Origin of the sequence: Geminocystis sp. NIES-3708, assembly GCF_001548095.1 — a bacterium.
Taxonomy (GTDB): Bacteria; Cyanobacteriota; Cyanobacteriia; order Cyanobacteriales; family Cyanobacteriaceae; genus Geminocystis.
In genome coordinates this window covers 613,702-636,594 of sequence record NZ_AP014815.1, presented here as the reverse complement: position 1 = coordinate 636,594, position 22,893 = coordinate 613,702, and the positions used below count along the sequence as shown (strand labels likewise).

General features: G+C 30.0%; 22 protein-coding genes. 15 read left to right on the top strand and 7 right to left on the bottom strand.

All coding sequences use genetic code 11. The annotated features are described in order from the left end of the window. Positions 1 to 33 precede the first annotated feature (33 nt). The gene (locus tag GM3708_RS02625; RefSeq protein WP_066343891.1) at positions 34 to 1,026 is read right to left on the bottom strand and encodes a Gfo/Idh/MocA family protein; all 993 of its coding nucleotides are present in this window, start codon (positions 1,024 to 1,026) and stop codon (positions 34 to 36) included. Positions 1,027 to 1,363: 337 nt separating this feature from the next. On the opposite strand from GM3708_RS02625, the gene GM3708_RS02620 reads away from it, so the two are divergent. Then, positions 1,364 to 1,657 carry a ferredoxin gene (locus GM3708_RS02620; protein ID WP_017293978.1) on the top strand — a complete coding sequence of 98 codons (294 nt, stop codon included), beginning with the start codon at positions 1,364 to 1,366 and terminating at the stop codon, positions 1,655 to 1,657. 188 nt (positions 1,658 to 1,845) lie between these two features. Beyond that, on the top strand, positions 1,846 to 2,343 hold the full coding sequence (locus GM3708_RS02615; RefSeq protein WP_066343890.1) for an HNH endonuclease: 498 nt from the start codon (positions 1,846 to 1,848) through the stop codon (positions 2,341 to 2,343). Between the two features lie 191 nt (positions 2,344 to 2,534). Here the strand turns inward: GM3708_RS02615 and GM3708_RS02610 are convergent, their stop codons facing one another. From GM3708_RS02610 to clpP, 3 genes are all read right to left on the bottom strand, one after another. Further along, positions 2,535 to 3,380 carry a cell division protein FtsQ/DivIB gene (locus GM3708_RS02610; RefSeq protein WP_066343888.1) on the bottom strand — a complete coding sequence of 282 codons (846 nt, stop codon included), beginning with the start codon at positions 3,378 to 3,380 and terminating at the stop codon, positions 2,535 to 2,537. Positions 3,381 to 3,482: 102 nt separating this feature from the next. Further along, positions 3,483 to 4,826 (bottom strand): ATP-dependent protease ATP-binding subunit ClpX, encoded by a 1,344-nt coding sequence (gene clpX, locus GM3708_RS02605; RefSeq protein ID WP_066343887.1) that lies wholly within the window; start codon positions 4,824 to 4,826, stop codon positions 3,483 to 3,485. A gap of 40 nt (positions 4,827 to 4,866) precedes the next feature. Beyond that, positions 4,867 to 5,583, bottom strand: a complete 717-nt coding sequence (clpP, locus tag GM3708_RS02600) for an ATP-dependent Clp endopeptidase proteolytic subunit ClpP (RefSeq protein ID WP_082713983.1) — start codon at positions 5,581 to 5,583, stop codon at positions 4,867 to 4,869. Between the two features lie 166 nt (positions 5,584 to 5,749). Between clpP and GM3708_RS02595 the strand changes: the two genes are divergently transcribed. The 11 genes from GM3708_RS02595 to GM3708_RS02565 all read left to right on the top strand — a co-directional run bounded on the left by GM3708_RS02595 (position 5,750) and on the right by GM3708_RS02565 (position 16,139). Continuing rightward, positions 5,750 to 6,982, top strand: coding sequence for a VWA domain-containing protein (locus GM3708_RS02595; RefSeq protein ID WP_197671682.1), 1,233 nt, complete (start codon positions 5,750 to 5,752; stop codon positions 6,980 to 6,982). 113 nt (positions 6,983 to 7,095) lie between these two features. Continuing rightward, the gene (locus GM3708_RS19590; protein ID WP_255358414.1) at positions 7,096 to 7,218 is read left to right on the top strand and encodes a hypothetical protein; all 123 of its coding nucleotides are present in this window, start codon (positions 7,096 to 7,098) and stop codon (positions 7,216 to 7,218) included. Between the two features lie 143 nt (positions 7,219 to 7,361). Further along, entirely contained in the window at positions 7,362 to 7,487 is a 126-nt protein-coding gene (locus GM3708_RS19585) for a hypothetical protein (protein WP_255358413.1), read from the top strand. 66 nt (positions 7,488 to 7,553) lie between these two features. Beyond that, entirely contained in the window at positions 7,554 to 7,712 is a 159-nt protein-coding gene (locus GM3708_RS18640; RefSeq protein ID WP_158505845.1) for a hypothetical protein, read from the top strand. 174 nt (positions 7,713 to 7,886) lie between these two features. Next, positions 7,887 to 8,156, top strand: a complete 270-nt coding sequence (locus tag GM3708_RS17765; protein WP_082714188.1) for a WD40 repeat domain-containing protein — start codon at positions 7,887 to 7,889, stop codon at positions 8,154 to 8,156. 301 nt (positions 8,157 to 8,457) lie between these two features. After that, entirely contained in the window at positions 8,458 to 9,348 is an 891-nt protein-coding gene (locus GM3708_RS02590) for a hypothetical protein (protein WP_066343884.1), read from the top strand. A gap of 23 nt (positions 9,349 to 9,371) precedes the next feature. Further along, positions 9,372 to 9,764, top strand: a complete 393-nt coding sequence (locus GM3708_RS02585; protein WP_066343883.1) for a hypothetical protein — start codon at positions 9,372 to 9,374, stop codon at positions 9,762 to 9,764. A gap of 157 nt (positions 9,765 to 9,921) precedes the next feature. Beyond that, positions 9,922 to 11,322: a VWA domain-containing protein gene (locus GM3708_RS02580; RefSeq protein ID WP_066343882.1), complete on the top strand. Its 1,401-nt coding sequence runs from the start codon at positions 9,922 to 9,924 to the stop codon at positions 11,320 to 11,322. 83 nt (positions 11,323 to 11,405) lie between these two features. Continuing rightward, entirely contained in the window at positions 11,406 to 11,996 is a 591-nt protein-coding gene (locus GM3708_RS02575) for an FHA domain-containing protein (RefSeq protein WP_066343881.1), read from the top strand. 62 nt (positions 11,997 to 12,058) lie between these two features. After that, positions 12,059 to 13,888, top strand: coding sequence for a PP2C family serine/threonine-protein phosphatase (locus tag GM3708_RS02570; protein WP_066343879.1), 1,830 nt, complete (start codon positions 12,059 to 12,061; stop codon positions 13,886 to 13,888). A 106-nt stretch (positions 13,889 to 13,994) separates the two neighbouring features. Beyond that, positions 13,995 to 16,139 carry a serine/threonine-protein kinase gene (locus tag GM3708_RS02565; RefSeq protein WP_066343877.1) on the top strand — a complete coding sequence of 715 codons (2,145 nt, stop codon included), beginning with the start codon at positions 13,995 to 13,997 and terminating at the stop codon, positions 16,137 to 16,139. On the opposite strand, the gene GM3708_RS02560 is transcribed toward GM3708_RS02565, so the two are convergent. From GM3708_RS02560 to argC, 3 genes are all read right to left on the bottom strand, one after another. Continuing rightward, complete coding sequence (locus GM3708_RS02560) at positions 16,136 to 16,993, bottom strand: transporter substrate-binding domain-containing protein (RefSeq protein ID WP_066343875.1); 858 nt, start codon at positions 16,991 to 16,993, stop codon at positions 16,136 to 16,138. The two genes, GM3708_RS02565 and GM3708_RS02560, sit on opposite strands and share 4 nt — an antisense overlap. A gap of 127 nt (positions 16,994 to 17,120) precedes the next feature. Continuing rightward, complete coding sequence (locus GM3708_RS02555; protein WP_066343872.1) at positions 17,121 to 17,558, bottom strand: DUF3465 domain-containing protein; 438 nt, start codon at positions 17,556 to 17,558, stop codon at positions 17,121 to 17,123. A 120-nt stretch (positions 17,559 to 17,678) separates the two neighbouring features. Next, positions 17,679 to 18,737: an N-acetyl-gamma-glutamyl-phosphate reductase gene (gene argC / locus GM3708_RS02550; RefSeq protein WP_066343870.1), complete on the bottom strand. Its 1,059-nt coding sequence runs from the start codon at positions 18,735 to 18,737 to the stop codon at positions 17,679 to 17,681. Between the two features lie 226 nt (positions 18,738 to 18,963). On the opposite strand from argC, the gene GM3708_RS02545 reads away from it, so the two are divergent. Together GM3708_RS02545 and ligA are read left to right on the top strand one after the other, a co-directional pair. Continuing rightward, on the top strand, positions 18,964 to 20,766 hold the full coding sequence (locus GM3708_RS02545) for a diguanylate cyclase domain-containing protein (protein WP_066343869.1): 1,803 nt from the start codon (positions 18,964 to 18,966) through the stop codon (positions 20,764 to 20,766). 30 nt (positions 20,767 to 20,796) lie between these two features. Beyond that, entirely contained in the window at positions 20,797 to 22,815 is a 2,019-nt protein-coding gene (gene ligA / locus GM3708_RS02540; RefSeq protein ID WP_066343868.1) for an NAD-dependent DNA ligase LigA, read from the top strand. Positions 22,816 to 22,893 lie beyond the last annotated feature (78 nt).

The following is a 22,893-nucleotide window of genomic DNA, read 5'->3' as shown; positions in this document are numbered from 1 at the left end:
ACAATGAACAATAAATTTTAATATTGCTTTTATTTATAAGTTGATAATTTCTCGATTTTTATAAGATTGTAGGGTAGCGTTAGCCACTTTTAAACTATAAGCACTAGCGGTATTCTCAATATATAATGATTTTCCTGTGGTTAAATGTTCTAAAACTATTTGTGTATCTTGGGCAAATAATCCTCGACGACTATCTACTTCTATCTCTATTTCTTCTTTGCCTCTGATAATTTTGCCTTTTTCTCCTTCAAATAAAATTGTACCTTCATCACCATAAATTTCTAAGGTGCGATCGCTAGTTTTAAATTTTTCTCCTTTACCATAAGTGATTGTTACCATCATTTTGTTTTTAAATGATAACTGTGCTTGACACCAACAAGAAGAAAAATAACCATTTTCGGGGGCATCCCAAAAACGAGCATTACAGTTAACAGTTTCTACTTCACCGAATAAATCTGTAAAGCGGTTAATTCGAGAGACTGCTGCGATAAATGGAAAGCCATAGTAATCGTAGCTATAAGTCCAATGAGGGGCAACTTTCTGTTTTGATAAAATAGTACTATAACGAGCTAAAAAAGGTGTGCCAATGTCTGATAAATGTTTTTTGAGGGCTTGATGTACTCCGCCTAAAATTTCAATATGTTCTACATGAAGTAATTTTTGTTTTTGTCTTGCTAAATTAATTAAACTGTCTGCTTCTTCGGGGTTAACAGTTAAAGGATACTCGACGATAACGTGTTTGTCGGCTAATAATGCACCTCGAACAATTGAACCGTGATCTCGATTAACGTTACAGATACAGATTAAATCAAGACTAGAATCATTAACTAATTCTTGCCAACTGCTCATGGAATTAATATTATAAGTATTACAGAAACTTTGGGTATTTTCGACACTATTGCCGACTACTGAGATTAATTCACTGGAAGAAGAATTCTGAAAAGCCTCTGCTCTTCGTTGGGCAGCGTATCCTGTACCGACTAATCCTACTTTTAAGGTTTTTCCTTCTAAATCGCAATTTATCATTAATTCTCGTAATTTTTCACTAATTTAGTTTTAATCATATGATACCTTAAATATAAGTAAATTTAATCACTATAATTAGTCATTTTTCGATCAAAATCCTAGTTAATAAAAGCGAAACCCTTTGAAAATTAAAAGGCATAAAAAATATAAATATTTCTTACACAGTGATTTGAACCTTTCTTATAATATAAGCTCAGATTATTGTAGTAAAGGAAAACAATTTCATTTCTAATGTGTAGAGCATAATTGCCATTTATACTTTAATATTCATATTAGACTTACTTAAACAGTAAGCAATATTTTTTTTTGTAAATTATCAATCAAAGGAAAACAAAACATGGCAACCTATAACGTAACTTTAGTAACTGAAGACGGCGAACAAACTATCGAAGTACCTGATGATGAGTATATTCTTGACGTTGCTGAAGAACAAGGTATTGACTTACCTTACTCCTGTCGTGCTGGTGCTTGTTCTACCTGTGCAGGTAAAATCGTGTCTGGTACTGTAGATCAGTCTGATCAATCTTTCTTAGATGATGATCAAATTGAAGCTGGATATGTATTAACTTGTGTAGCTTATCCTACTTCTGATTGTAAAATCGAAACCCACAAAGAAGAAGAGTTATATTAATTAACTTTTTTCTTTAATATCGAATGTTGTGGTGTGAGATTGTTAAATGACAGTCTTGCACCATTTACTTTACCTAAATTTTGCACTTTTTCCATCAACTTTTGATCAAAGTAATAGACTTTTATTAATTGTTAATTCTTACTTGTTTGTGTTACCATCGGCAATAAATCCCTGAGAGTAAAACGTTTATGAGTAAGGTTTTAGTTTTAAATGCTTCCTATGAACCCCTCAATATTACTAGCTGGAAAAGAGCGGTTATTTTATTAATTAAAGGTAAAGCAGAACAATTAGAACATCACAACGCATTCATTTGTCAAACCTTTGTTTTTCCGTCGGTAATTAGACTACGACATTACGTTAAAGTACCTTATAAAGATATTCCTCTTACTCGCAGAAACGTTCTTGAAAGAGACAAAAATACTTGTCAATATTGTAACCATAAAGGAGATCAGTTAACTTTAGATCACATCATACCTAAATCTCGTGGTGGTGCTGATAGCTGGGAAAATTTGGTGGCGGCTTGTGTTCGTTGCAATATAAAAAAAGGTAACAGAACTCCAAAAGAAGCTCAAATGGTTTTACACAAACAACCGAGAAAACCCTATAGCAGTCTTCATTTCGAAATTGCTAAATGTACAAAAGGTAACCTTAATCATGAATGGCGTAAATATGTTATTGGTATTTAGGCTTCGCTGAATAAGTTACAGCCATTTCTAAAATAACGGGTCGAAAAATACTATTTTTAACAAAAAATACACAATTTTATTCTAAAAAATCATTATAGCAAAGGGCAAGGAACAAAGATAAAATAGAAACTATAGTTGCTCTCTTGGGTTTCATAATGTCCTAATCAACTTATTTTTCGCTATATAATCACCTATTGTTTAACTAATTTTTCTTCTTTTTGAGGTTTTTTTTCTTTAATAGAAGGTATTTCTGGATCAGTCAGATCAATATAAATAATTCTCTCTTTAGGAATTTTAGAAGTAATTATTTTGAGTTTTTCTAAAACCATTAGTTGCTGGGGAAAGTTTGAGTTATAAGCACCAATATGAACTTTTCCTAACTCAGTGTTTAAAACAAGATTTGTAGGATTTTGCCAATCTATTTCCGTAATTTTCACGGTAGATTGATTAATTAATCGATATAAATCTTGCCAATAAGGTAAATAAACTTGTGGTGTCCCTAGAATTTTAAGATTAGGGAGTAGCTCAGTCTTTTTTTGCAACTTCTGATAAACATCACTAGAAACAAAAATACCATCCATATCAACGTATCCAATTTTCTTAAATTCTAGTTTTTTTGTTTTTGGAGATACTACCGTAGCAAAAGCTATAGCTACAGGTTTTTTTTCCTTCACTTTAAGAGTGAGACTTGGAGGTAATAATTCCCTTGTGACAACAATATTGGCTAAGGGAACTTTTTTTTGTAAATCTTCAGTTAATTTAGAAGTTGATAATTTTAAGAGGGATTGAGGATATTCCAAAGGAATTAGGCTACGAAGCTCTTCATCACTAAGTAAATCATTACCCTGTAAATTAATTTGTTGACTATCCTTTATCACCCAATGAGGAAGGGTTAAAACCCAAAAAACCACTCCTGTTAAGGACATAATCATCAAACTACGACTAGACGCTAGGAAATTTTCCCATCTACGTTGATTTTTAATTTCATCACGGCGAGACTTTAATCGAGTGGTAGAAACGGCAGTTTTAGAAGTCATTTCTTTAAAATTAGGAATTAGAATTTAAAACTTAATTATTACATTAAATTTGATTTAGTCATTTATTACTTGGGTAACTACTATTCATTCTCAGATTAGGAATTAAGCTGATTCTGGTTTAGGTAAAGATGATGGATGAAGCAACAATTCTGCGGTACTGCGTTTATCCACCATTTCTTTTGTAATAACACAATGTTGAACATCTTGTCGAGAAGGTAGTTCATACATAACATCTAACATGATTTCCTCTACAATTCCTCTTAATGCCCTTGCTCCTGTCTTACGTCGGTAGGCTTCTTGAGCGATCGCCTGAATGGCTTCAGGTTCAAAATCTAAAGTGACATTATCCATACCGATTAATTTTTGAAACTGTTTAACTAAAGCATTGCGAGGTTGGGTGAGAATCGAAATTAAGGTTTCTTCATTCAAAGAATCTAAAACGGCAACAACGGGCAAACGTCCTGCAAATTCAGGAATTAAACCAAAACGAACTAAATCATCAGGTTGTAATTGACGAGCGGCTTCGGAAACTCGTTGTTCTTTACTAATAGTGTCAGGGGGAATTTCAAAACCTAAAACTTTTTTCTCTTTATTTTGTTCAATGATTTTATCTAAGCCGACAAAAGCTCCACCACAGATAAATAAAATATTACTCGTATCGATAGTTATACAGTCTTGATAAGGGTGTTTTCTACCGCCTTGAGGTGGTACATTGGCTACTGTACCTTCCAACATTTTTAATAATGCTTGTTGTACTCCCTCCCCAGAAACATCTCTGGTTATAGAAGGATTTTCACTTTTACGAGCGATTTTATCGATTTCATCAATATAAATGATCCCTCTTTGAGCTTCCTCTAAATCTAAGTTCGCTACTTGTAATAAACGTAAAAGGATATTTTCTACATCTTCTCCTACATATCCTGCTTCTGTGAGAGTGGTAGCGTCAGCTATAGCAAAGGGTACATCGAGAATTTTTGCCAGAGTTTGTGCTAAGAGGGTTTTACCTGAACCTGTAGGACCAATTAAGAGAATATTTGATTTTTGTAATTCTACAGAATTGTCAGAATTAATTCCAAAGTCTTGATCCTGTTGAGTCACAGTTAGACGTTTATAATGATTATAAACAGCAACAGAGAGTACTTTTTTCGCTTCATCTTGCCCGATCACGAAATCATCTAATTTTTGTTTAATTTCGATAGGTTTTGGCAATTTATGGAAAGAAAGAGGTTTGCGGTTATTAGTGGTATTAGTGGATTTATGATGGGGTTTTGATTTTAAATGATCATTGGATCTGCTTGAGGGCATTAATTCTTCTTCTAAAATCTCGTTACATAATTCTACACACTCATCACAAATATAAACCCCAGGTCCTGCGATTAATTTTCGTACTTGTTCTTGAGATTTACCACAGAATGAACATTTTAGATGAGAGTCGTACTTAGCCATAAAATTAAAATTAAAAAATAAATATTAAAAAAATAGATAACTATAAAAGTTCACTGACATCTATAGATTGACGACTGAGGGGAAGATCTATACCGTCTCGGATAATAACTTCGTCAATGAGTCCATAATCTTTAGCTTCGGTGGAGGACATATAAAAATCTCTTTCGGTGTCTTCGCTAATCTTTTCGATGGGTTGATTAGTATGCTCTGCTAATAATTCATTTAACCTTTGTTTGATATACAGAATTTCTTTTGCTTGAATTTCAATATCACTGGCTTGACCTTGTGCTCCACCAAGAGGTTGATGAATCATAAAGCGAGAATTGGGTAAACCTAAACGTTTTCCTTTTGCACCACCTGAAAGTAAAAATGCACCCATACTAGCGGCAATACCATAACAAATAGTGGAAACATCTGGTTGAATGTGTTGCATCGTATCATAAATGGCAAAACCTGCATAAACTGAACCACCGGGGGAATTAATATAAATATAAATATCTTTCGTGGGATCTTCTGCTTCTAAATAGAGTAATTGAGCCACCACAGAATCGGCTAATTTATCGTCAATAGCTGTGCCTAAAAAAATAATTCTTTCTCTTAGTAATCTTGAATAAATATCAAAAACTTTTTCTCCCATACCTGAAGATTCAACTACCATTGGTACAGCATTGTTAATGATATTTTCTTTTCTGATCGAGTAGAGATTATGTTGATGATTATTGTCGGATAAAATTGGAGATGGTTGCGATTCTAGCATAGCTTTTTGGCAGTTACAGTGAAACCAAGTTTAAGTACTTATACTAAATATTATACTATTTCAGACAAATCTCGGTTATTTAGTCAAAATTTTTGTTAATTCCATTAACTTTTTTTATCGAATTCCCAAGAGATTAATCAAGGTTAATTTAAAATAAATTATGATCATGAAAATATTGAGAAATTGGCGTCGAAATTTACCTAAACCTTTACTTTTTGCTTTTTATGGTGCAATTGGTTGTTTAATCACTTCTTTATTTCTGGGAGAATTATTTTTATCTTTTACCTTTTTAGCATCCACTCCTGTAAGACAACCCCAAGCCATTGTTTTGTTGATTGATGCTTCGGGTAGTATGGATGACGGAAAATTAGAGGAAGTAAAAACCGCTGCCACAAATTTCGTTAAACGGCAAAATCTAACTATCGCTGAAACGAAGGAAAATCAAGATCAAATTGCAGTCATTGGTTTTGGTACAAAAGTTCATGTTACTACTCCTTTAACTTCTAATTTAAACACAATAGAGGAAGCGATCGTATTTGTTAACGATGGTGGTGTTACAAATATTGATTTAGGATTAGAAGCAGGGAGACAAGAATTAAGTCAAACTACTTTTCAGAAGAATCTATTGCTATTTACCGATGGAATCCCTAATTCTCCCATAGAAACCATAAGACAAGGGAAAATGATGATAAATCAAGGTATTAATTTAATTGCGATCGCCACGGGTGACGCTGATACCAAGTTTTTAAAGCAACTAACAGGGGATGAGAATAAAGTATTTTTCGCCAATGCAGGAAATTTTGATCAAGCCTTCCAACAAGCAGAAAAACTCATTTATAGTCAACAATTGATAGAATCAGGGGAATCAGGGAGTTATTCTTTAGTTTTTGGCACTTTACGCATTGGAATTTGGACTGCTTTACTATCTCTAGGTGTATCTCTTGCTCTTATGATCGGGCAAAATCATTATTTACACCGCCGTTTATTATCACCTCAAGAAGTCAGTTTAGGGATTATTGGCAGTTTAATGGCAGGATTGGTGGCTGGTAGTATCGGGCAATTAATCTTTCTTCCCTTGGCAAATATTGAAGTTTTAGCCTTTGTGGCAAGGTTGACGGGATGGGGAATACTTGGGGCATTAGTGGGAGGTGGAATGTCTTTTTTTGTCCCGAATTTAAACTTAGTTCGAGCTTTAATTGGTGGTTTAATTGGTGGTGTATTGGGAGCGATTGTTTTTGTAGTAATCACTAATTATTCCAGTGTAATTATAGGGCGTTTAATTGGTACAGTAATTTTGGGATTTTTTATTGGTTTAATGATAGCTTTAATGGAACAATTTAACCGTCAACATTCTTTAATTGTTCATTGGAATGAGAAGGAAAAACTACTATTTCTTTAGGAGAAAAATCAATACTTTTAGGATGCTCAAAAAATGCTCATATTTATTTACCAAAATCTCAAGGTTATTATCCTATTACCGCTAAAATTTACACTGAGAATAATCAGATAATAATGGAATATGATACAGAATATGCCCAAGCAAAAGGTATGAAAAAATTAAAGCATATTTTAAAGGATAAAGACTTGAGAAAATTAGGTTTTGTTTCTTTAGAATTTAATCAACAAAATAGCTAAGTAGCCATCTTAATCCAAAATTGCTTATATAGCCTCCCAGCTCCAAAGTTTGAGGAAGAATAGAGAAAAAAGTTTCCAAAATTGCTCATTTATTGGCAAAAAAACAATCAAATATATAACAAGATAAAAAATATACTAAACTTATGGAAGTAGAAGAAAAAACCTTAATTACAGCGGTTAAAGGTTTAACGAGACGGGTAAATATTAAAGTAGAACATTTACAAATCATTGATCAGGCTCTGAAATATCATAACTTTAATGGTGAATAATGGGATAAAATTCTCAATCGCAATAATATTAATTTTGCCCTAAAAGATAAGATTTATACGATGTAAATGGTAAGGCTTTTAACTTTAAGAGCGATCATTTCTCCTGATACAAGTATTGAATATTTGAGCTGGTTAAATTTAGGTAAAAAAAGTAATAATAAGCCTTTAAAATATAGTCTTAATTTTCAGCAACAAGTTTATAATATTTTCAAAAATAATAATTAATTATTAGTTATTTACTCTCAATTAAAAGAAGATATTAATATTATTATAAAAGAGCTAAAGAAGCCAAATAAAATTATACAATCATTAGATTAATTTATCTAAGATCATAATAATTTATGAAAAGATTCTTTTAATGGTTATTTATCAACAAAAAAACAATCTCTATTTAACAAAATTATATATGAATATATATTTCTTAAAAAGTTTGTCATTGAAAAGACTTTAACTGGTCATTTTGATAGTATAAATAGTGTAGCATTTAGTCCTGATGGTCAATATTTAGCTAGTGGTAGTGGGGATAATACTATTAAACTTTGGAATGTTAGTAATGGAAAATTAAAACAGACTTTAAATGGTCATTATAATAGTGTAAATAGTATAGTATTTTGTGCTAATAGTCAATATTTAGCCAGTGGTAGCTATGATAATACTATTAAAATTTGAAAGTTAAAATAATGATTTTTAATTAATATCAAAAAATAAGAATAATAAAATATTTTTATTGATTGATAATCATTTTAATATCGATATTTAATACGTAAACAATTTCTGGCAACGTTAATATTATCTTCTCTATTTATAATAAATTTAGAATAAATATTAACTTTTTTTGCTAATTCTTCTACAGTATAATTGACGATGATAAAGATAACAAGATAAATTTATCAAAAATTTTTGTTAACCTTGCATAAATAGGCAAAGTTTGACTGATATATAAAAAAGACTTAAACATCAACATTAAACCATGATTCTCAGTAAAATTTCCTCAAGGCAAAATCTTTTTAAAAATATTCTCGATAACTCGAAACAAGCCTTACAACTAGGTTTATGGGGTGCTTTAGGAGGTGCAATTGGTAGCATTTTTGGGGATATTCTCCTCAGTCGAAACAATGAAAATAACTCTTTTATCGCTGTAGTCATCAGTACAAGTTTTTGGTTTGCTATTATTGGAATGTCGATCGCATTTACTTTATTATTAGGTTATAGTTGGTATTTAAAAAAAGGTTTTCAGTGGTTAGAAAGTCTCAAGTCTGCTTTTTTACCAGGATTATTATCAGGTTTAATAGCTGGAGGTATCGCTCAAACTATATACACCATATTAGGCTCAACGGAAATATTAAGAGTCATATGTTGGGGAATAGCGGGAGGATTATTAGGTTTAGGTTTAAGTTTTCGCATCCCTAATTTAAACAAAATTCGAGGATTAGGAGGTGGATTTTTAGGAGGAATTATTGGTGGTTGTCTGTTTATCGCTTTTAGCCTTTTAGCAGGAGAAATTATTGGGCGTATTTTTGGATTAGCGGCTATCGGCTTTTTTATCGGTTTAATGATAATTTTAATTGAAGCGGCATTTCGGGAGGCATGGTTAATTGTGCATTATTCTGACAATGAGCAAAAAACTGTGACTCTTGGTAATCAACCAGTGATTTTAGGAAGTAGTAATAAAGCTCATATTTATTTACCAAAATCTCAAGGTTATACTCCCATCACAGCTAAAATTTATTTAGAAAATAAGCAAATTTTCATTAAATTCGATGATGAATATGGACAAAAAATGAAACATTTAACTCAAGAGTTAAATAATGGAGATAAAAGAAAGTTAGGTAATATTTCTATTGAAATTAAAACTCAATAAAATAACTATATATCGCTAAAAAAATGGTAGAATATACAGTCATAATTAAAGAAAAAGAAGATAATAAGCAATATAGTTATAGTCTTCAATTAAATCAAGATCAAGAAGACAATCCCGGAGTTATTTTTAGTGCTGAAATTATGACAAGTATGCAAAAACAACTAGAAATAAAAAGTATGGCTATATTTACTCAACATCAATTGCAACAAATAATGAATATTTGGATTGAAGATATAAAAGAGGGTTATCGCAATACTATTATTACTTTAAAATTGAAATCTATACTTGATGAAAGTTTAAAATTATTAAAAGATAATGGTAATCAAGATTTACCTAATTTTGTTGAACCTGATCTCGAAAATATTGAACCTTTAGGAGGTGTTTTACCACCTATATCTAGTATAATTATAAATTAGTATTTCTTTAAAAAATATTGCTAATAATTTATATTTTATATAAACAATTCTATAATCAATATAACCTATTAAGATAATAATTAAAATTTACAATGATACTGGTTCGTGAATAATTTTAAACTTATTATTTATTACTTATTTTTCTTTTCTAAACAAAATGGAATCACAACAACCTTTAATCGTAGAAATAACACCTCATCGAGAATTTTTAGCAGCAGATACTGCAGAGCAAAAACTGTTTATTATGGTTAAATTACGCCCCACAAAAGAAGTGGGAAATACTCGTCCTTCTACTGCCGTCAGTTTGTTAATTGATACCAGTGGTTCAATGTATGAAATTGTATCAGGTAATGCTCAAGCTACGGGCAATTTTATTACCTCTGATGGCAATCAATATCAAGAAGTTATTGGTGGTAAAAGTAAAATTGATGTTGTGATTGAATCTCTTAATAATTTAATTGACTCGGGATTACTTAATCAAGAGGATAGAGTTTGCTTAATTCAGTTTGACGATAAAGCTTCTACTCTTATTAATTTAACTCCGGCGACTCAAAAACAAGATCTTAAAAATGCCATTGCCAGATTGAAAGAATTTAGCGGAGGCACTTGTATGGGAAGAGGAATGGAAGAAGCACTAGGGATTTTAAAACAACAGTCAATGACAAATCGGAAAGCGATAATTTTTACAGATGGACAAACTTTTGATGAATTTGAGTGTCAAGAATTAGCTAAAAATTTTGCAGAAAATGGTATTTCTATCACTGCTTTAGGCATAGGAGAATATAATGAAGATTTGCTCATAAATTTGAGTGATACCACTGCGGGAAAAGTCTATCATATTGTTCAAAAAGAAGCAAAAGGTACACAAATACCAGTTGATAAAGTACCCCAAACAATTTTTGAAGAATATCAACAAACTATAAGTGAAGTTATTAATAATCTTGCCATGGGTATTAAAACTGTGAAAGGAGTAGAAGTAAGTCGTATTACTAAAGTATATCCAGATCAAGCAGAATTTCCTTTAAATCAACAACCCTATCATATAGGTTCGGCAACGGGCAAGGATGAAACTATTTTTATTCTTGAGTTTGATGTGGATAGTAGAGCTAGTTCTAGGGTTAGACTAGCACAATTAGGTTTAACTTATGATGTTCCTGCCCAAAATCGACGAGGGGAATTAACTCCTCAAAATATAGTAGTTCAATTTTTAGCCGGGCAAGGTGCTACTGCCGCAGTAGATCAAGAAGTAATGGGATATGTTCAACAAAGAAATATTAGTAAATTGATTGATGATGCTACAAAAATAGCAGAGCAAAATCCTGAGTTAGCTGAACAAAAAATGGAAACTGCCCGTCGCTTAACCGTTAAAATTGGGAATCAAGATATGTTGGAATCTCTCAATGAAGGCATTATTGAGTTACGTAAAACCCGTAAAATTTCTTCTGGTACTCGTAAAACTGTCAAAATGGGAGCGAAAGGTAAAACAGTAAAAATGTCAACTACTCAAATGAGTGAAACTCTATCTGATGAACAAATTAGACAAATTACAGGTACTTAATCAATTGACTATTTATAATTCACAATTAAAATGTATTTTACCATTGCTTATTATCTATTGTTTTTTATTATTAACTATCAATCATGACTATTACTTGTAACGTTTGCGGCTACGATCAAAATCCTGACGGTTTAGAATTTTGTGATGCTTGTGGTGCAGAATTAACTTATACTACTGTACCTACATCCCCTTCAATATTTCCTTTAACTTCAGAGCCTCATATCCTAGATCCTTTAGAAACTAATCCTACTGTCAAAATTAGCCCTTCTACTTCAGAATCGATTATTCCCAGTAACCCCCCTGAAACTTTTACTACATCAACAGATAATGTTACAGCTACAGCCAAGTTAATTGCGAAAACTCCTAATGCACCGATATCAGAGTTTTTGATCGAGAATTACGCCATAATTGGTATATTTGATCCTGATACTGGTCCTGTTGATGTGGATTTAGAGTATTTTTTGGGTAATGAGACAGTTTCTCGTCAACATGGTGAAATTTACTTCGAGAATAACCAATGGAAGATTAAAGATTTAGGCTCAACTAATGGTATTTTTATCAAAAAAGCAGGGCAAAATCGTTTTAATGCTCGTATTACCACTCCCGAAATTCTCGACAATGGAGATGAAATTGCGATCGCAAAAATTCGTTTTACTTTTACAACCATAAATTAATTGTAGCGTAGGCAATGGTGACGTTTTTTTGTTGAATCAAAGAGAAAATTGTAGAAAAATTAATGGAATTATTAACAATAGAAGAACAAAGTATTATTTTTTTAGAAAATATTGAATTAGAAATTATTAACTATTTAGGAAAACTAAATCCAAATATTTATTACTTTCAAGTTAAGATTATTAAAGGAAAAGAATCGAGTTTAGATAATCAATTAGGATTATTAAGAATAGGTGATATTAATAGTAATTTATCCTTAGAAATTGAATTAAGATCTCAATTACCTAATTATGGGATGATTAGCGAATTATGGGCATCAATAAATCATGACAATGTAATTGTGAATTTATCTAATTCTAATAATAACAAAGTTAACGAAGATGATAAAATGGCTAATCAAGATGATGAAATAGTACAATTATCAGAATTAGAAATAGATAAAGATAAACCTATTATTCATAGTCCTAATTTAGAGATAACAGATTTATATATAGAAAATCAACAGGAAACTAATATATTAATAAAAGATATTGAAGACAAAAAAGATAATTATTTAGAAGAAGAATACTATCCAGAAATAGAAGCTAATAATCAAGAATCCTCCGCAAAATTATTGGTTTTAACACCTTATCCCGATGAAGAAAATAACCTTGCTCAATGGTTAACAAAACCTCATACAGATGAAGAGTATTTATATATCATCGTACAACTTTGTCAATGCTTTTTTTATCTATCTCAAAACAGTTGGTATTGCTTAGATTTATTCGTAGAATTTATTATTGTTGGCACACCGATTAAGTTTTATGATTTAACTCATATTTATCCGAAAAATATTGAATTAAAGATAGGTTTTTTAGGTAAATATTCTGCCCCCGAATTAGCCTATAGTAAAGAGATTAATCAATTTATGAGTAGCTATGTTATCGGTGCATTAATGTATCAAATGTTTCACGATAATAAATTACCTAATCCTGACAATTTAACCATTAATTTAATTCCCAAAATTTATCAAATTTTGCAAGTTTGTTTATATTCTATAACAGAAGAAAGATACCCTTTAAATCAACTTTTAAAGTTACTCATTGAGATAAAAAATGATTTAAAAAAAATTACTATTTCATGGGAAAAAGCAAATAAATCTATACTAGGTTTATCTTTAAAAAGATTAGTTAATGAAGATAGTTATGGGATTAAACAACTAGAAATTAATCAAAATAATATTATTTTAGCGGGAATTGCCGATGGTATGGGAGGAATGGCACAAGGAGAATTAGCTAGTAAATTAGCAATTCAAACGTTATTAGAAACTCCCTTTAATTTTGACTTAAATAATCAAGAGAATCAAACCAATTGGTTAACAGAAATTTTCAATCAAGCTAATCAAAATATCAATAAAAAAGTAGAAGATGGAGGCACAACTTTAAGTGTTATTTTAGCCGTTAACAATCAATTAATAATTAGTCATGTTGGTGATAGTCGAATTTATTTAATTAGAAATAAAGACATAATACAACTCAGTGAAGATCATTCTTTAGTTAATATGATGTTAACTAGTGGGCAAATTACCTATGAAGAAAGTTTAGATCATCCTGACAGAAATGTGTTGATAAAATTTTTAGGCTCAAAATCCGTTTTGAGTGATGGTTATGTGCAAAACTTAAGTAAGAATTTTGATAAAATTTCCCTAACTTTAGAAGATAATGATTTATTAATTTTATGCTCTGATGGAGTTTGGGATTTAATTAGTAACGAAGAGTTTATTGAGTTATTTACTGAAGGAAATAATCTTCATTTTTCCATTGATAAAGTTATAGAAAAAGTTTTACATAAAGGTGCATCTGATAATGCAACAATCATCACTTTAAAATGCTCTATTCATCCTTATAAATTTTAAAACTTTTTAGTACACTCTTCAAAGTTTTCATAATTTATGGAAAAAACAAAGCTAAAGCGATAACTATAAACTTTCTTTTTTATTAATTTAATAATATATTATTAACATGACTATTCAATGTCCTGCTTGTTTAGAAAATAATCCTATTAGTGCAAGTCATTGTCAAATTTGTGGTTATTCTTTAGTTTCTGATAATGATTTTAAAAACCAAGGAAAAACTGTTAATAAAACTAACAATTCTCCTCATCATTTACTACCTAATACCTTATTATTTAATGGGCGTTATCAAATATTAGAAACTATTGGAGAAGGAGGCTTTGGTATTACTTATAAAGGAATATATTTAGCTAATCAAAGCATCGTAGCTATTAAAGAATTGTGGCCTGAAAAATCTGCTAGAGTTGATAATAATATAATTTGGTCATTCAATATTCCTCCTAAAGAAAAACAATTACAAATTTATAAATTTAAACTAGAAGCAGATAATCAAAAAAAGTGCAATCATCCCAATATTCCTAAAATCTATGATTGTTTTGAAGAAAATAATACTGCTTATATCGTCATGGAATTTATTGAAGGTAAATCTTTATTAAGTATTCTCAAAAATGAGGGCGTTTTAAGTGAAAGTAGAATTAAAAAATATTTTATTCAAATAGCAGAAGCCCTAACAATAATTCATCAAAATAATTTTTTACATCGTGATATAAAACCAGAAAATATTATTATTAATTCTCAAGATAAAGCTATTTTAATTGATTTTGGAGCGACGAAAGAATTTATCGATGGCATGACAAGTATCATGAGTACAACTTTAACTTTTGGATATGCACCCTACGAACAATATAGCACTAAAAGTAAAAGATTTGCGGCTACAGATTTTTATGCCTTATGTGCCTCAATGTATGAATTATTAACAGGTAAATTACCTGAAGATGCGGCAGAAAGAGTTGATTCTATTTTACATAATAACGGAAAAGATCCTTTAATTTCTCCTCGTCAATTACGTCCAGAAATTAGTTTTTTAATAGAGAACATTATTTTAACAGGAATGCGTATAAAAGTTGAAGAAAGATTTCAAACTGCACAAGAATTAATTAAGGCTTTACAAGGAAATTTTCTCTCTCCTTTACATAAGAAAGCTCAAGATTTTTTGAATCAAAATAACTTAATAGAATCCATAAAAGCCTATGAAAATTGTTTGCAAAATGAGCCAAATAATGATCAAGCAATGGTAGAATTAGCCTTAGTGCAACTTCATATTAATCCTCAACAAGCGGAAATTACAGCAAATCAAGTCATAAAATTAAATCCTTCTGACGGTAGAAGTTATGGAGTATTAGGATTAATGGCTTGTCGTCAAAAAAATTGGCAAAAAGCAGTATCAGATTTAAAAAAAGCCTCTCAGTTATCACCACAACAAGGATGGATTAAAAGTAATTTAGCATGGAGTTTAGGTAAGTTAGGGAAATGGGGAGAAGCGGAAACATTTATAAATCAAGCCTTATCCTTTGATGGTAATTGTACTTTTTCTTTAGGAGTAAAAGCATGGATTTTGACGCAACAACAACAATGGAAACAAGCCATTTCTCCAGCGACTCAAGCTATTTTTAAATCTAAACAATCTAATAACCGTAATAGTAAAGAATTGCAAACTTGGCTTTATCCTGTCCTTATTTTTGCCTTAAAACACGCAGTTATTACCAAAAATGCTCAAGATGTAGAAAAAAAAATTAATGATTTCTGTCAACAAATCCCTGACAGTGGTTATAGTTGGGCATTAAAGGCGTGGCATTGTGGAAAAGAAGGCAAACTAAATGAAGGGATTAATTATTGTCAAAAGGCTACTTCTTTTAGTAATTTTCCCCATTGGATTTTAATAAATCAAGCCATTATTCAAGAAAACTTACATCAAAGAGAAAATGCTCTTAATAGTTATCGACAATATTCTCAAAAATTTAATGACTATTATTTAGTTTATTTTCGTTTAGGTACTTTATTTGCTAATCAAAAACAATGGCTTAATGCTGAATCATATTTAGAAAAAGCTATTAAATTAAATCCTGATTATGCACCAGCTTATCATAATTTGGCATGGGTTTTATTTAATATTAGATCTAGTGATGGTGACATCGAAAATTCTCGTCAAGTTATGGCTAATTATCGTCAAGCTATTAGTTTATATTCTGCTAATAATTCTATGTATTCTATACAATTAAAAAAACTTTTTGATGATTTAAAAATCAAGATTTAATTACAACTATTTTGGCTAAAAAATAAGTCATTATTGAAGTTATGAAACCAACGATTGATCATTTGAGATTTTTTTTCTGATTTTAATAATGAATTGATAAAATTTTCCCATAATGGATCATTTTTAGAAATAATTAACCCATATTTTTCACAAGTTAATGGTGGTTGTGGTGTCAACACATAATCACTATTTTTGCCAATAAATATCTGTTGTGCCATTGATTGTCCTATTAGTAAAATACCATCATCAGCAAAACCATCTATTCTTTTCTGTATTACTGCTTGTAAAGCTCTTTGCGTACCTCTTATTCCATCAAATAATTGAAATGTTGCTTTAGGATATTTTTCTTTTATAAATACTTCTGTGTTAGTGTTATTTAATAAACCAATTATTAAATTTTTACCATCGGAGTTAATAAATTTTGACGCAATATCTTTTGAGGTAATAAACTGAATACCTGATATAAAAAAAGGTTCAGAAAAAGAAATTTTATAATCATTAATTGTCCTGATAGTGTTAGGTCCACATTCTAAATGAACTATACTATCTTCTACTATTTCAAAACGGTTATTAAGATTAGAAATAAAGACTTTAACGGTAATTATATTTCGATCAATAGTTTTTGTTAATTGTTCTCGAATTAAAGATACTAAATCAAAACAAATTCCTTGTAATTCTGAGTTATTGTTTCTATAACCAAAAGGAATAGCATCACTTCTTATTCCTACTTTTAATAATCCTGTTCGATTAATTTCTTCTAAAATATTTTCTGCTTTTGAAGGTTGTATATATAGGGAATTAGTACTAAAAAATAAGCTTATTATAAATAGCTGAAAAAATAATTTATTCTTCATCTTTGATATTAATAAAAAATATGATATTATTTTATTTTACAATTATATCACTAGAGTCAAATGGAAATATAAATTTAAAGATCTTTTAGGCAAAAAAAGCATATGTAAAAAAGTATATTTGCAATTACTAATGATATATTTTATCTTTATGTTTGAGCCACCCATGAGGATGTTTTCCTTGAGGATCTTTGTGTGTCCAATGAATTACTCCCCCTTGAGCATTCCACTCATATTCACCGAAAAAACTGACAACATCCCCAACTTTTAAGTTGTTAATTCGAGGAGATAAATCAATATTATGTGCTATTAGTAAAGTCTGACCAGTATTTAATTTCAGTATAAATCGTTGATGTTTACCACCTTCTAAATCATCTTTAAGTATTTTTATGACAACACCTTGACTCTGTACTTGAAAATTAGATATTTTTTTATTAAAAGCGTTTTTTAATAATTGATCACTGTTATTATTTTGGGCAATAATATTATCAGCTAGAGTTATTTTTATATGTTGAGGGAAAAAATATATTAAGAGAAAAAAACTAATAATAAAGACTAATTTTTTCATAGATTAATTTCAATAATGTTTAAGTCAATTCTCTCCCAGTATCCTAGTTTTCTATTCCCCTAGTCTCATCTTCAGCGACAATTACATGTCCAACTCCGATGATTAAGGGGGCAATATAATTTATGGATAAAAAGCTAAATTTGGTAAACCTAAATCTTCAGCCCATCCCATCATTAAGTTTAAACATTGAACAGCTTGTCCTGCTTGTCCTTTAATTAAGTTATCAATAGCTGACATAACAATAACTCTACCAGTACGAGGATCAACTTCAATCCCAATATAAGCTAAATTAGTGCCACAAGCCCATTTTGTCTGAGGATAAATACCATTACCCAATACTTTGACAAAAGCAGAATTACGGTAGAAAGCATTATAAATGGTTAGTAAATCTTCAGTCACTAATCCAGGATCTCTTAATGTACCATATACCGTAGATAAAATCCCTCTAGGCATAGGGATTAAATGAGGAGTAAATTGAACTTTTACATCGCTTCGGGCTAAATCTGAGCAAATTTGTTCAATTTCTGGAGTATGTCTATGTTTTGCTACTCCATACGCTCCTAGAGAACTATCTGCTTCTGCTAATAATAAATTAATTTTACCTTGTCTGCCACCGCCCGAAGTACCAGATTTCGCATCAATGATAATTGTTTCAGGCAACACCAAACCTTGTTTTAATAAGGGGGCAAGAGCAAGTAAACTAGCAGTAGGATAACATCCAGCACAACCAATTAAGGAACTATTTTTAATTTGTTCTCGATATAATTCAGGCAATCCATAAACCGCAGTAGCGGCAGTTTGATGATCTTCTCTTTCAGTTTTATACCATGCTGTATAGGTATCTAGATTTTTGAAACGATAATCAGCCGATAAATCTAATACTTTACATCCTTTTTCAATTAATTCTGGGGCAAAATCACAAGCCAATCCATTGGGTAAACCTAAAAATACCACTTCACAACGAGAGGCAATGGTGTCTAACTCAATAGGCTCAATTATCGTCTTAACTCGGTGTTGTAAGTGAGGATATAAATCGCCATATTCTTTTCCAGCACTACTATCACCGCCAAGATAAACTATTTCTATTTGAGGATGTTCTAATAATATTTTAACTAACTGTACACCACCGTAGCCTGACGCACCCACAATTCCCACAGATACTTTTTTTGATTCACCCATGATTGTTAATCTATAATTTCAACTTTTGCTGAATTTTAGTACGAAATCAACATTTTAGATCAATGGACTTTTTTGTGCATCTTATCCTCAGACAAAAATCAAAATATTAACTATATTTAACTCTTACACAAAGTAATGTTTAATATGCTATTTTTGAGGATAGACTTCATTTTATTTAATTGATAATATACTGGAGATAGATAATGAAAACTATTGTTATCGAATCATGAAAAATAATAATTTTGCTTCTTTTAAATCTAACAATGATAGTGAAAATAATCGAGACGAAAAATTAACATCAAATATATCTAATACTATCCCTGATAAACAACAAAAATTAGAACAAGAAATCATAGAAAATACACCCTATTTATATGTATTAATCATAGAGGATGGTAATGACCAGCGTCTGATCTATTTACAAGATAAAGAGTATGATATTGGTCGTCGTCATGATGCAAAAATTATTCTTCATGATCCCGCTGTTTCTCGACATCATGCCACCATTGTAAAAGAATATAATCAAGAAGAAAATATTTTTTTTTATAAAATTTTTGATGGTGATTTTTCTAAAAATTCTAGTACTAATGGTTTAATTATTAATAATAAAAAATATCAAAATAAATATTTAGAACATGGAGATTTTGTTAAGTTCAGTAATTCTGCCATAGCTCGATATTTTGTGATTGATAAAAACTCGGAAATAAAAAATATTTTTCATATTATTGATCAAGATAAACCATATAAAAAAGATGATATTTATAATAAACAAACTTTAACTAATCATTCTTATCATTTTAATGATAAAAACTTAGAAAAAGACAATATTGTTGAGTATATTTCTAAACTTACATCTTTTGCAGAGCTTAGTCCTTACCCTATTATAGAACTTAATTTAGAAGGAAAAATTACCTATTATAATCAAGCCGCTAGTTTATTATTTCCTAATCTAGTCGATGAGAACATAAATCATCCTATTTTATCAAATTTATTAAAAGCACACCATAAAATTCAAGGAAATTTATTTGTAAGAGAAGTTCATTATAATAATAAAATTTTTGAACAATATATTCATTATTTGCCAGATTTAAAACTCATTAGAAGTTATCTTTTTGATTTTACAAATAGGAAAAAAATTGAAGCCCAATTAAAAGACAGTGAAGCAAAATACAGGGCGGTTGTTGAGCAAATTGTTGAAGGTCTTTTTTTATTTACAGCACAAGATTTTATTATTATTGAAGCTAATATATCGGCTACGAAAATTTTAAAATATTCTTTAGAAGAATTAATTGGAGAAAATATTGAAAAATTATTACATACAGAGAAACAAAATTTTATTTATAACTTAGAAATTCTTAAAGAAACAAAAATTAGTTTTAGGCAAGAATTACAGTTCAAGGTAAAAAATAGTAATCCCTTAGATATTGAATTAAGTATAAGTCTAATTAACTATCAAAACAAATTAGTTTTTTGTTGTGTATTTCGAGATATTAGTAAAAGAAAAAAATTAGAAAATCAATTAAAGTATCAGGCTTATCATGATGGTTTAACAGGTTTATATAAACGCAACTTCTTTATGAATTTTTTATCTAAAACTTTAGCTAGTGCTGAAAGAAAAAAAAATATCGTAGCAATAATGTTTTTAGATATAGATTATTTTAAAGAAATTAATGATAATTATGGTCATAATATTGGGGATATATTATTACAACAATTTTCTCAAAGATTAAAAAATGCCCTTCGAGAAAGTGATTGTCTTGCCCGTTGGGGAGGAGATGAATTTGTTGCTTTAATACCAGATATTACTTCTTCTGATGATTTAATTATAATTATTGATCGTATTATAGAATCCGTAAACAATCCTTTTCTATGTGATGAATTAACGATAAAAGCTTCAACTAGTATTGGTGTCGCTATTTACCCTATACACGATGAAAATATTGATTCTTTATTAAAAAAAGCAGATCAAGCATTATATATTACTAAAAAAAATGGCAGAAACGGTTACACTATTTATCGTCAACCATAAATTAATAATAAGAAGAATAATAAAGTAAATATGTTAGAAATACCTCTTAATATTATCGAAAAAATTAATCAGTTAAAAACCACATTACAATCAGCCAGTTATGCTTATTATGTATTAGATAATCCTCTGATGGAAGACGTTATTTATGATCAACTTTATCGAGAATTACAAGAATTAGAAAATGAGTATCCTAGTTTAATTACCTTAGATAGTCCAACCCAAAGAGTTGGAGATAAACTTAATAGTCAATTAGATTCAGTTAAACATAATATCCCTCTTTATAGTTTAGAAAATGCCTTTAATTTTAATGAATTAAAACAGTGGGAAAATCGTTGGCAAAAACAATTAGAAAAAATTACCGAATTTAACTATATTTGTGAATTAAAAATAGATGGTTCGGCTATTGCATTAACTTATGAAAATGGTATTTTTATCCGAGGTTTAACCAGAGGGGATGGTATAACAGGAGAAGATATAACTAATAATTTACGTACAATTCATTCAATTCCTTTAAAGTTAAATATAGATAATCCACCACCAATTATAGAAATAAGAGGAGAGGCTTTTTTACCTTTACAAGAATTTAATCGTATTAATGAAGAAAGAGAAAAAAATGGAGAAAACTTGTTTGCAAACCCACGTAATGCAACGGCAGGAACTTTAAGACAATTAGATCCAAATATTGTTAGTCAAAGAAAATTACAATTTTTTGCATATAATTCTTATTTATTTTCAAAAAATGCAAATATTACCACTCAAAAAGAATCTTTAAATTTTCTTCAAGAAATAGGATTTTTGGTTAATCCTAATTATCAAAGTTTTCAAAATTTAGAGCAAATCAAACAATATTTAGATTATTGGGAAATAGAAAGAAAAAATTTACCTTATATGACAGATGGAGTAGTGGTAAAAATCAATCAATTTTCTTTACAAACAGAATTAGGATTTACCCAAAAATTTCCTAGATGGGCAATCGCAGTTAAATATCCAGCTGAAGAAGTCACAACAACGGTAGAAAAAATTACGATTAATGTTGGACGCACAGGTGCTGTAACTCCCATGGCAATTATGAAACCCGTACAAATAGCTGGGACAACAGTTCAAAGAGCTACTTTACATAATAGCGATCGTGTGCAAGAATTAGACATTAGAGTGGGAGATACTGTAATTATTCGCAAAGCTGGAGAAATTATTCCTGAAGTAGTGGAAGTAATCAAAGATCTACGTCCTTCTAATACGCACCCTTATCAGATGCCAAGTAATTGCCCTGAATGTGGTTCAACATTATTGCGTCCAGAAAATGAAATCGTCACTCGTTGTGTTAATAGTTCATGTCCAGCTATTTTGCGTGGCAGTTTGATTCATTGGGCATCCCGTGAAGCGATGGATATTCGAGGCTTAGGAGAAAAAGTAGTTATCTCTTTAATGGAATATAAATTAGTAAAATCTATTGCTGATATATATAAATTAACGTCGTTTCAAATTGCTGATTTAGACAGAATGGGAGATAAATCTGCTCAAAAATTAATTACCTCTATTGAAGATAGTAAAAAACAATCTTTTAGTAGAGTTTTATATGGTTTAGGAATTCGTTATGTTGGCGCAGTAAATGCTCAAATCTTAGCAGAAAATTTTAGTAATATTGATAATCTAATTCAAGCAAAACAAGAAAATTTAGAAGCTATTTATGGCATTGGGATTGAAATTGCTTCTTCTGTCGTAGAATGGTTTAAAATACCTGAAAATATTATACTCATTCAAGAATTAAAAAGTTTAAATCTTAATTTAGAAACTAAAAATAATACTCAAAAATTAGGCAATTTAGCTAATAAAACTTTTGTTATTACTGGCACATTACCGACCCTAAAAAGAAGTGAAGCTAAAAAATTAATTGAAAATGCAGGGGGAAAAGTTAACAATACAATCAGCACTAAGATTGATTATCTTGTTGTGGGAGAAGATTCTGGTTCAAAATTAGAAAAAGCACAAAAATTACAACTCAAAATTATTACTGAATCAGAATTATTAACTATGATTGATAATTCATAAATCAAGAATTAAAGCAAGGAATTCCTATAAAGTTTAGTAAATATTTTGAAAAATAATTAGAATGTAACGAAAAATTTT

Coding starts and splice junctions, on each gene's coding strand:
- clpX (WP_066343887.1), bottom strand. CDS start 4,826: ATGGCTAAGTACGACTCTCATCTAAAATGTTCATTCTGTGGTAAATCT.
- GM3708_RS02560 (WP_066343875.1), bottom strand. CDS start 16,993: ATGAAGAATAAATTATTTTTTCAGCTATTTATAATAAGCTTATTTTTT.
- GM3708_RS02595 (WP_197671682.1), top strand. CDS start 5,750: ATGAAAATATTGAGAAATTGGCGTCGAAATTTACCTAAACCTTTACTT.
- GM3708_RS02590 (WP_066343884.1), top strand. CDS start 8,458: ATGATTCTCAGTAAAATTTCCTCAAGGCAAAATCTTTTTAAAAATATT.
- clpP (WP_082713983.1), bottom strand. CDS start 5,583: ATGCTAGAATCGCAACCATCTCCAATTTTATCCGACAATAATCATCAA.
- GM3708_RS02565 (WP_066343877.1), top strand. CDS start 13,995: ATGACTATTCAATGTCCTGCTTGTTTAGAAAATAATCCTATTAGTGCA.
- argC (WP_066343870.1), bottom strand. CDS start 18,737: ATGGGTGAATCAAAAAAAGTATCTGTGGGAATTGTGGGTGCGTCAGGC.
- GM3708_RS02625 (WP_066343891.1), bottom strand. CDS start 1,026: ATGATAAATTGCGATTTAGAAGGAAAAACCTTAAAAGTAGGATTAGTC.
- GM3708_RS02570 (WP_066343879.1), top strand. CDS start 12,059: ATGGAATTATTAACAATAGAAGAACAAAGTATTATTTTTTTAGAAAAT.
- GM3708_RS19585 (WP_255358413.1), top strand. CDS start 7,362: ATGGAAGTAGAAGAAAAAACCTTAATTACAGCGGTTAAAGGTTTAACG.
- GM3708_RS02545 (WP_066343869.1), top strand. CDS start 18,964: ATGAAAAATAATAATTTTGCTTCTTTTAAATCTAACAATGATAGTGAA.
- GM3708_RS18640 (WP_158505845.1), top strand. CDS start 7,554: ATGGTAAGGCTTTTAACTTTAAGAGCGATCATTTCTCCTGATACAAGT.
- GM3708_RS02555 (WP_066343872.1), bottom strand. CDS start 17,558: ATGAAAAAATTAGTCTTTATTATTAGTTTTTTTCTCTTAATATATTTT.
- GM3708_RS19590 (WP_255358414.1), top strand. CDS start 7,096: ATGGAATATGATACAGAATATGCCCAAGCAAAAGGTATGAAAAAATTA.
- GM3708_RS02575 (WP_066343881.1), top strand. CDS start 11,406: ATGACTATTACTTGTAACGTTTGCGGCTACGATCAAAATCCTGACGGT.
- GM3708_RS02620 (WP_017293978.1), top strand. CDS start 1,364: ATGGCAACCTATAACGTAACTTTAGTAACTGAAGACGGCGAACAAACT.
- ligA (WP_066343868.1), top strand. CDS start 20,797: ATGTTAGAAATACCTCTTAATATTATCGAAAAAATTAATCAGTTAAAA.
- GM3708_RS02580 (WP_066343882.1), top strand. CDS start 9,922: ATGGAATCACAACAACCTTTAATCGTAGAAATAACACCTCATCGAGAA.
- GM3708_RS02615 (WP_066343890.1), top strand. CDS start 1,846: ATGAGTAAGGTTTTAGTTTTAAATGCTTCCTATGAACCCCTCAATATT.
- GM3708_RS02585 (WP_066343883.1), top strand. CDS start 9,372: ATGGTAGAATATACAGTCATAATTAAAGAAAAAGAAGATAATAAGCAA.
- GM3708_RS02610 (WP_066343888.1), bottom strand. CDS start 3,380: ATGACTTCTAAAACTGCCGTTTCTACCACTCGATTAAAGTCTCGCCGT.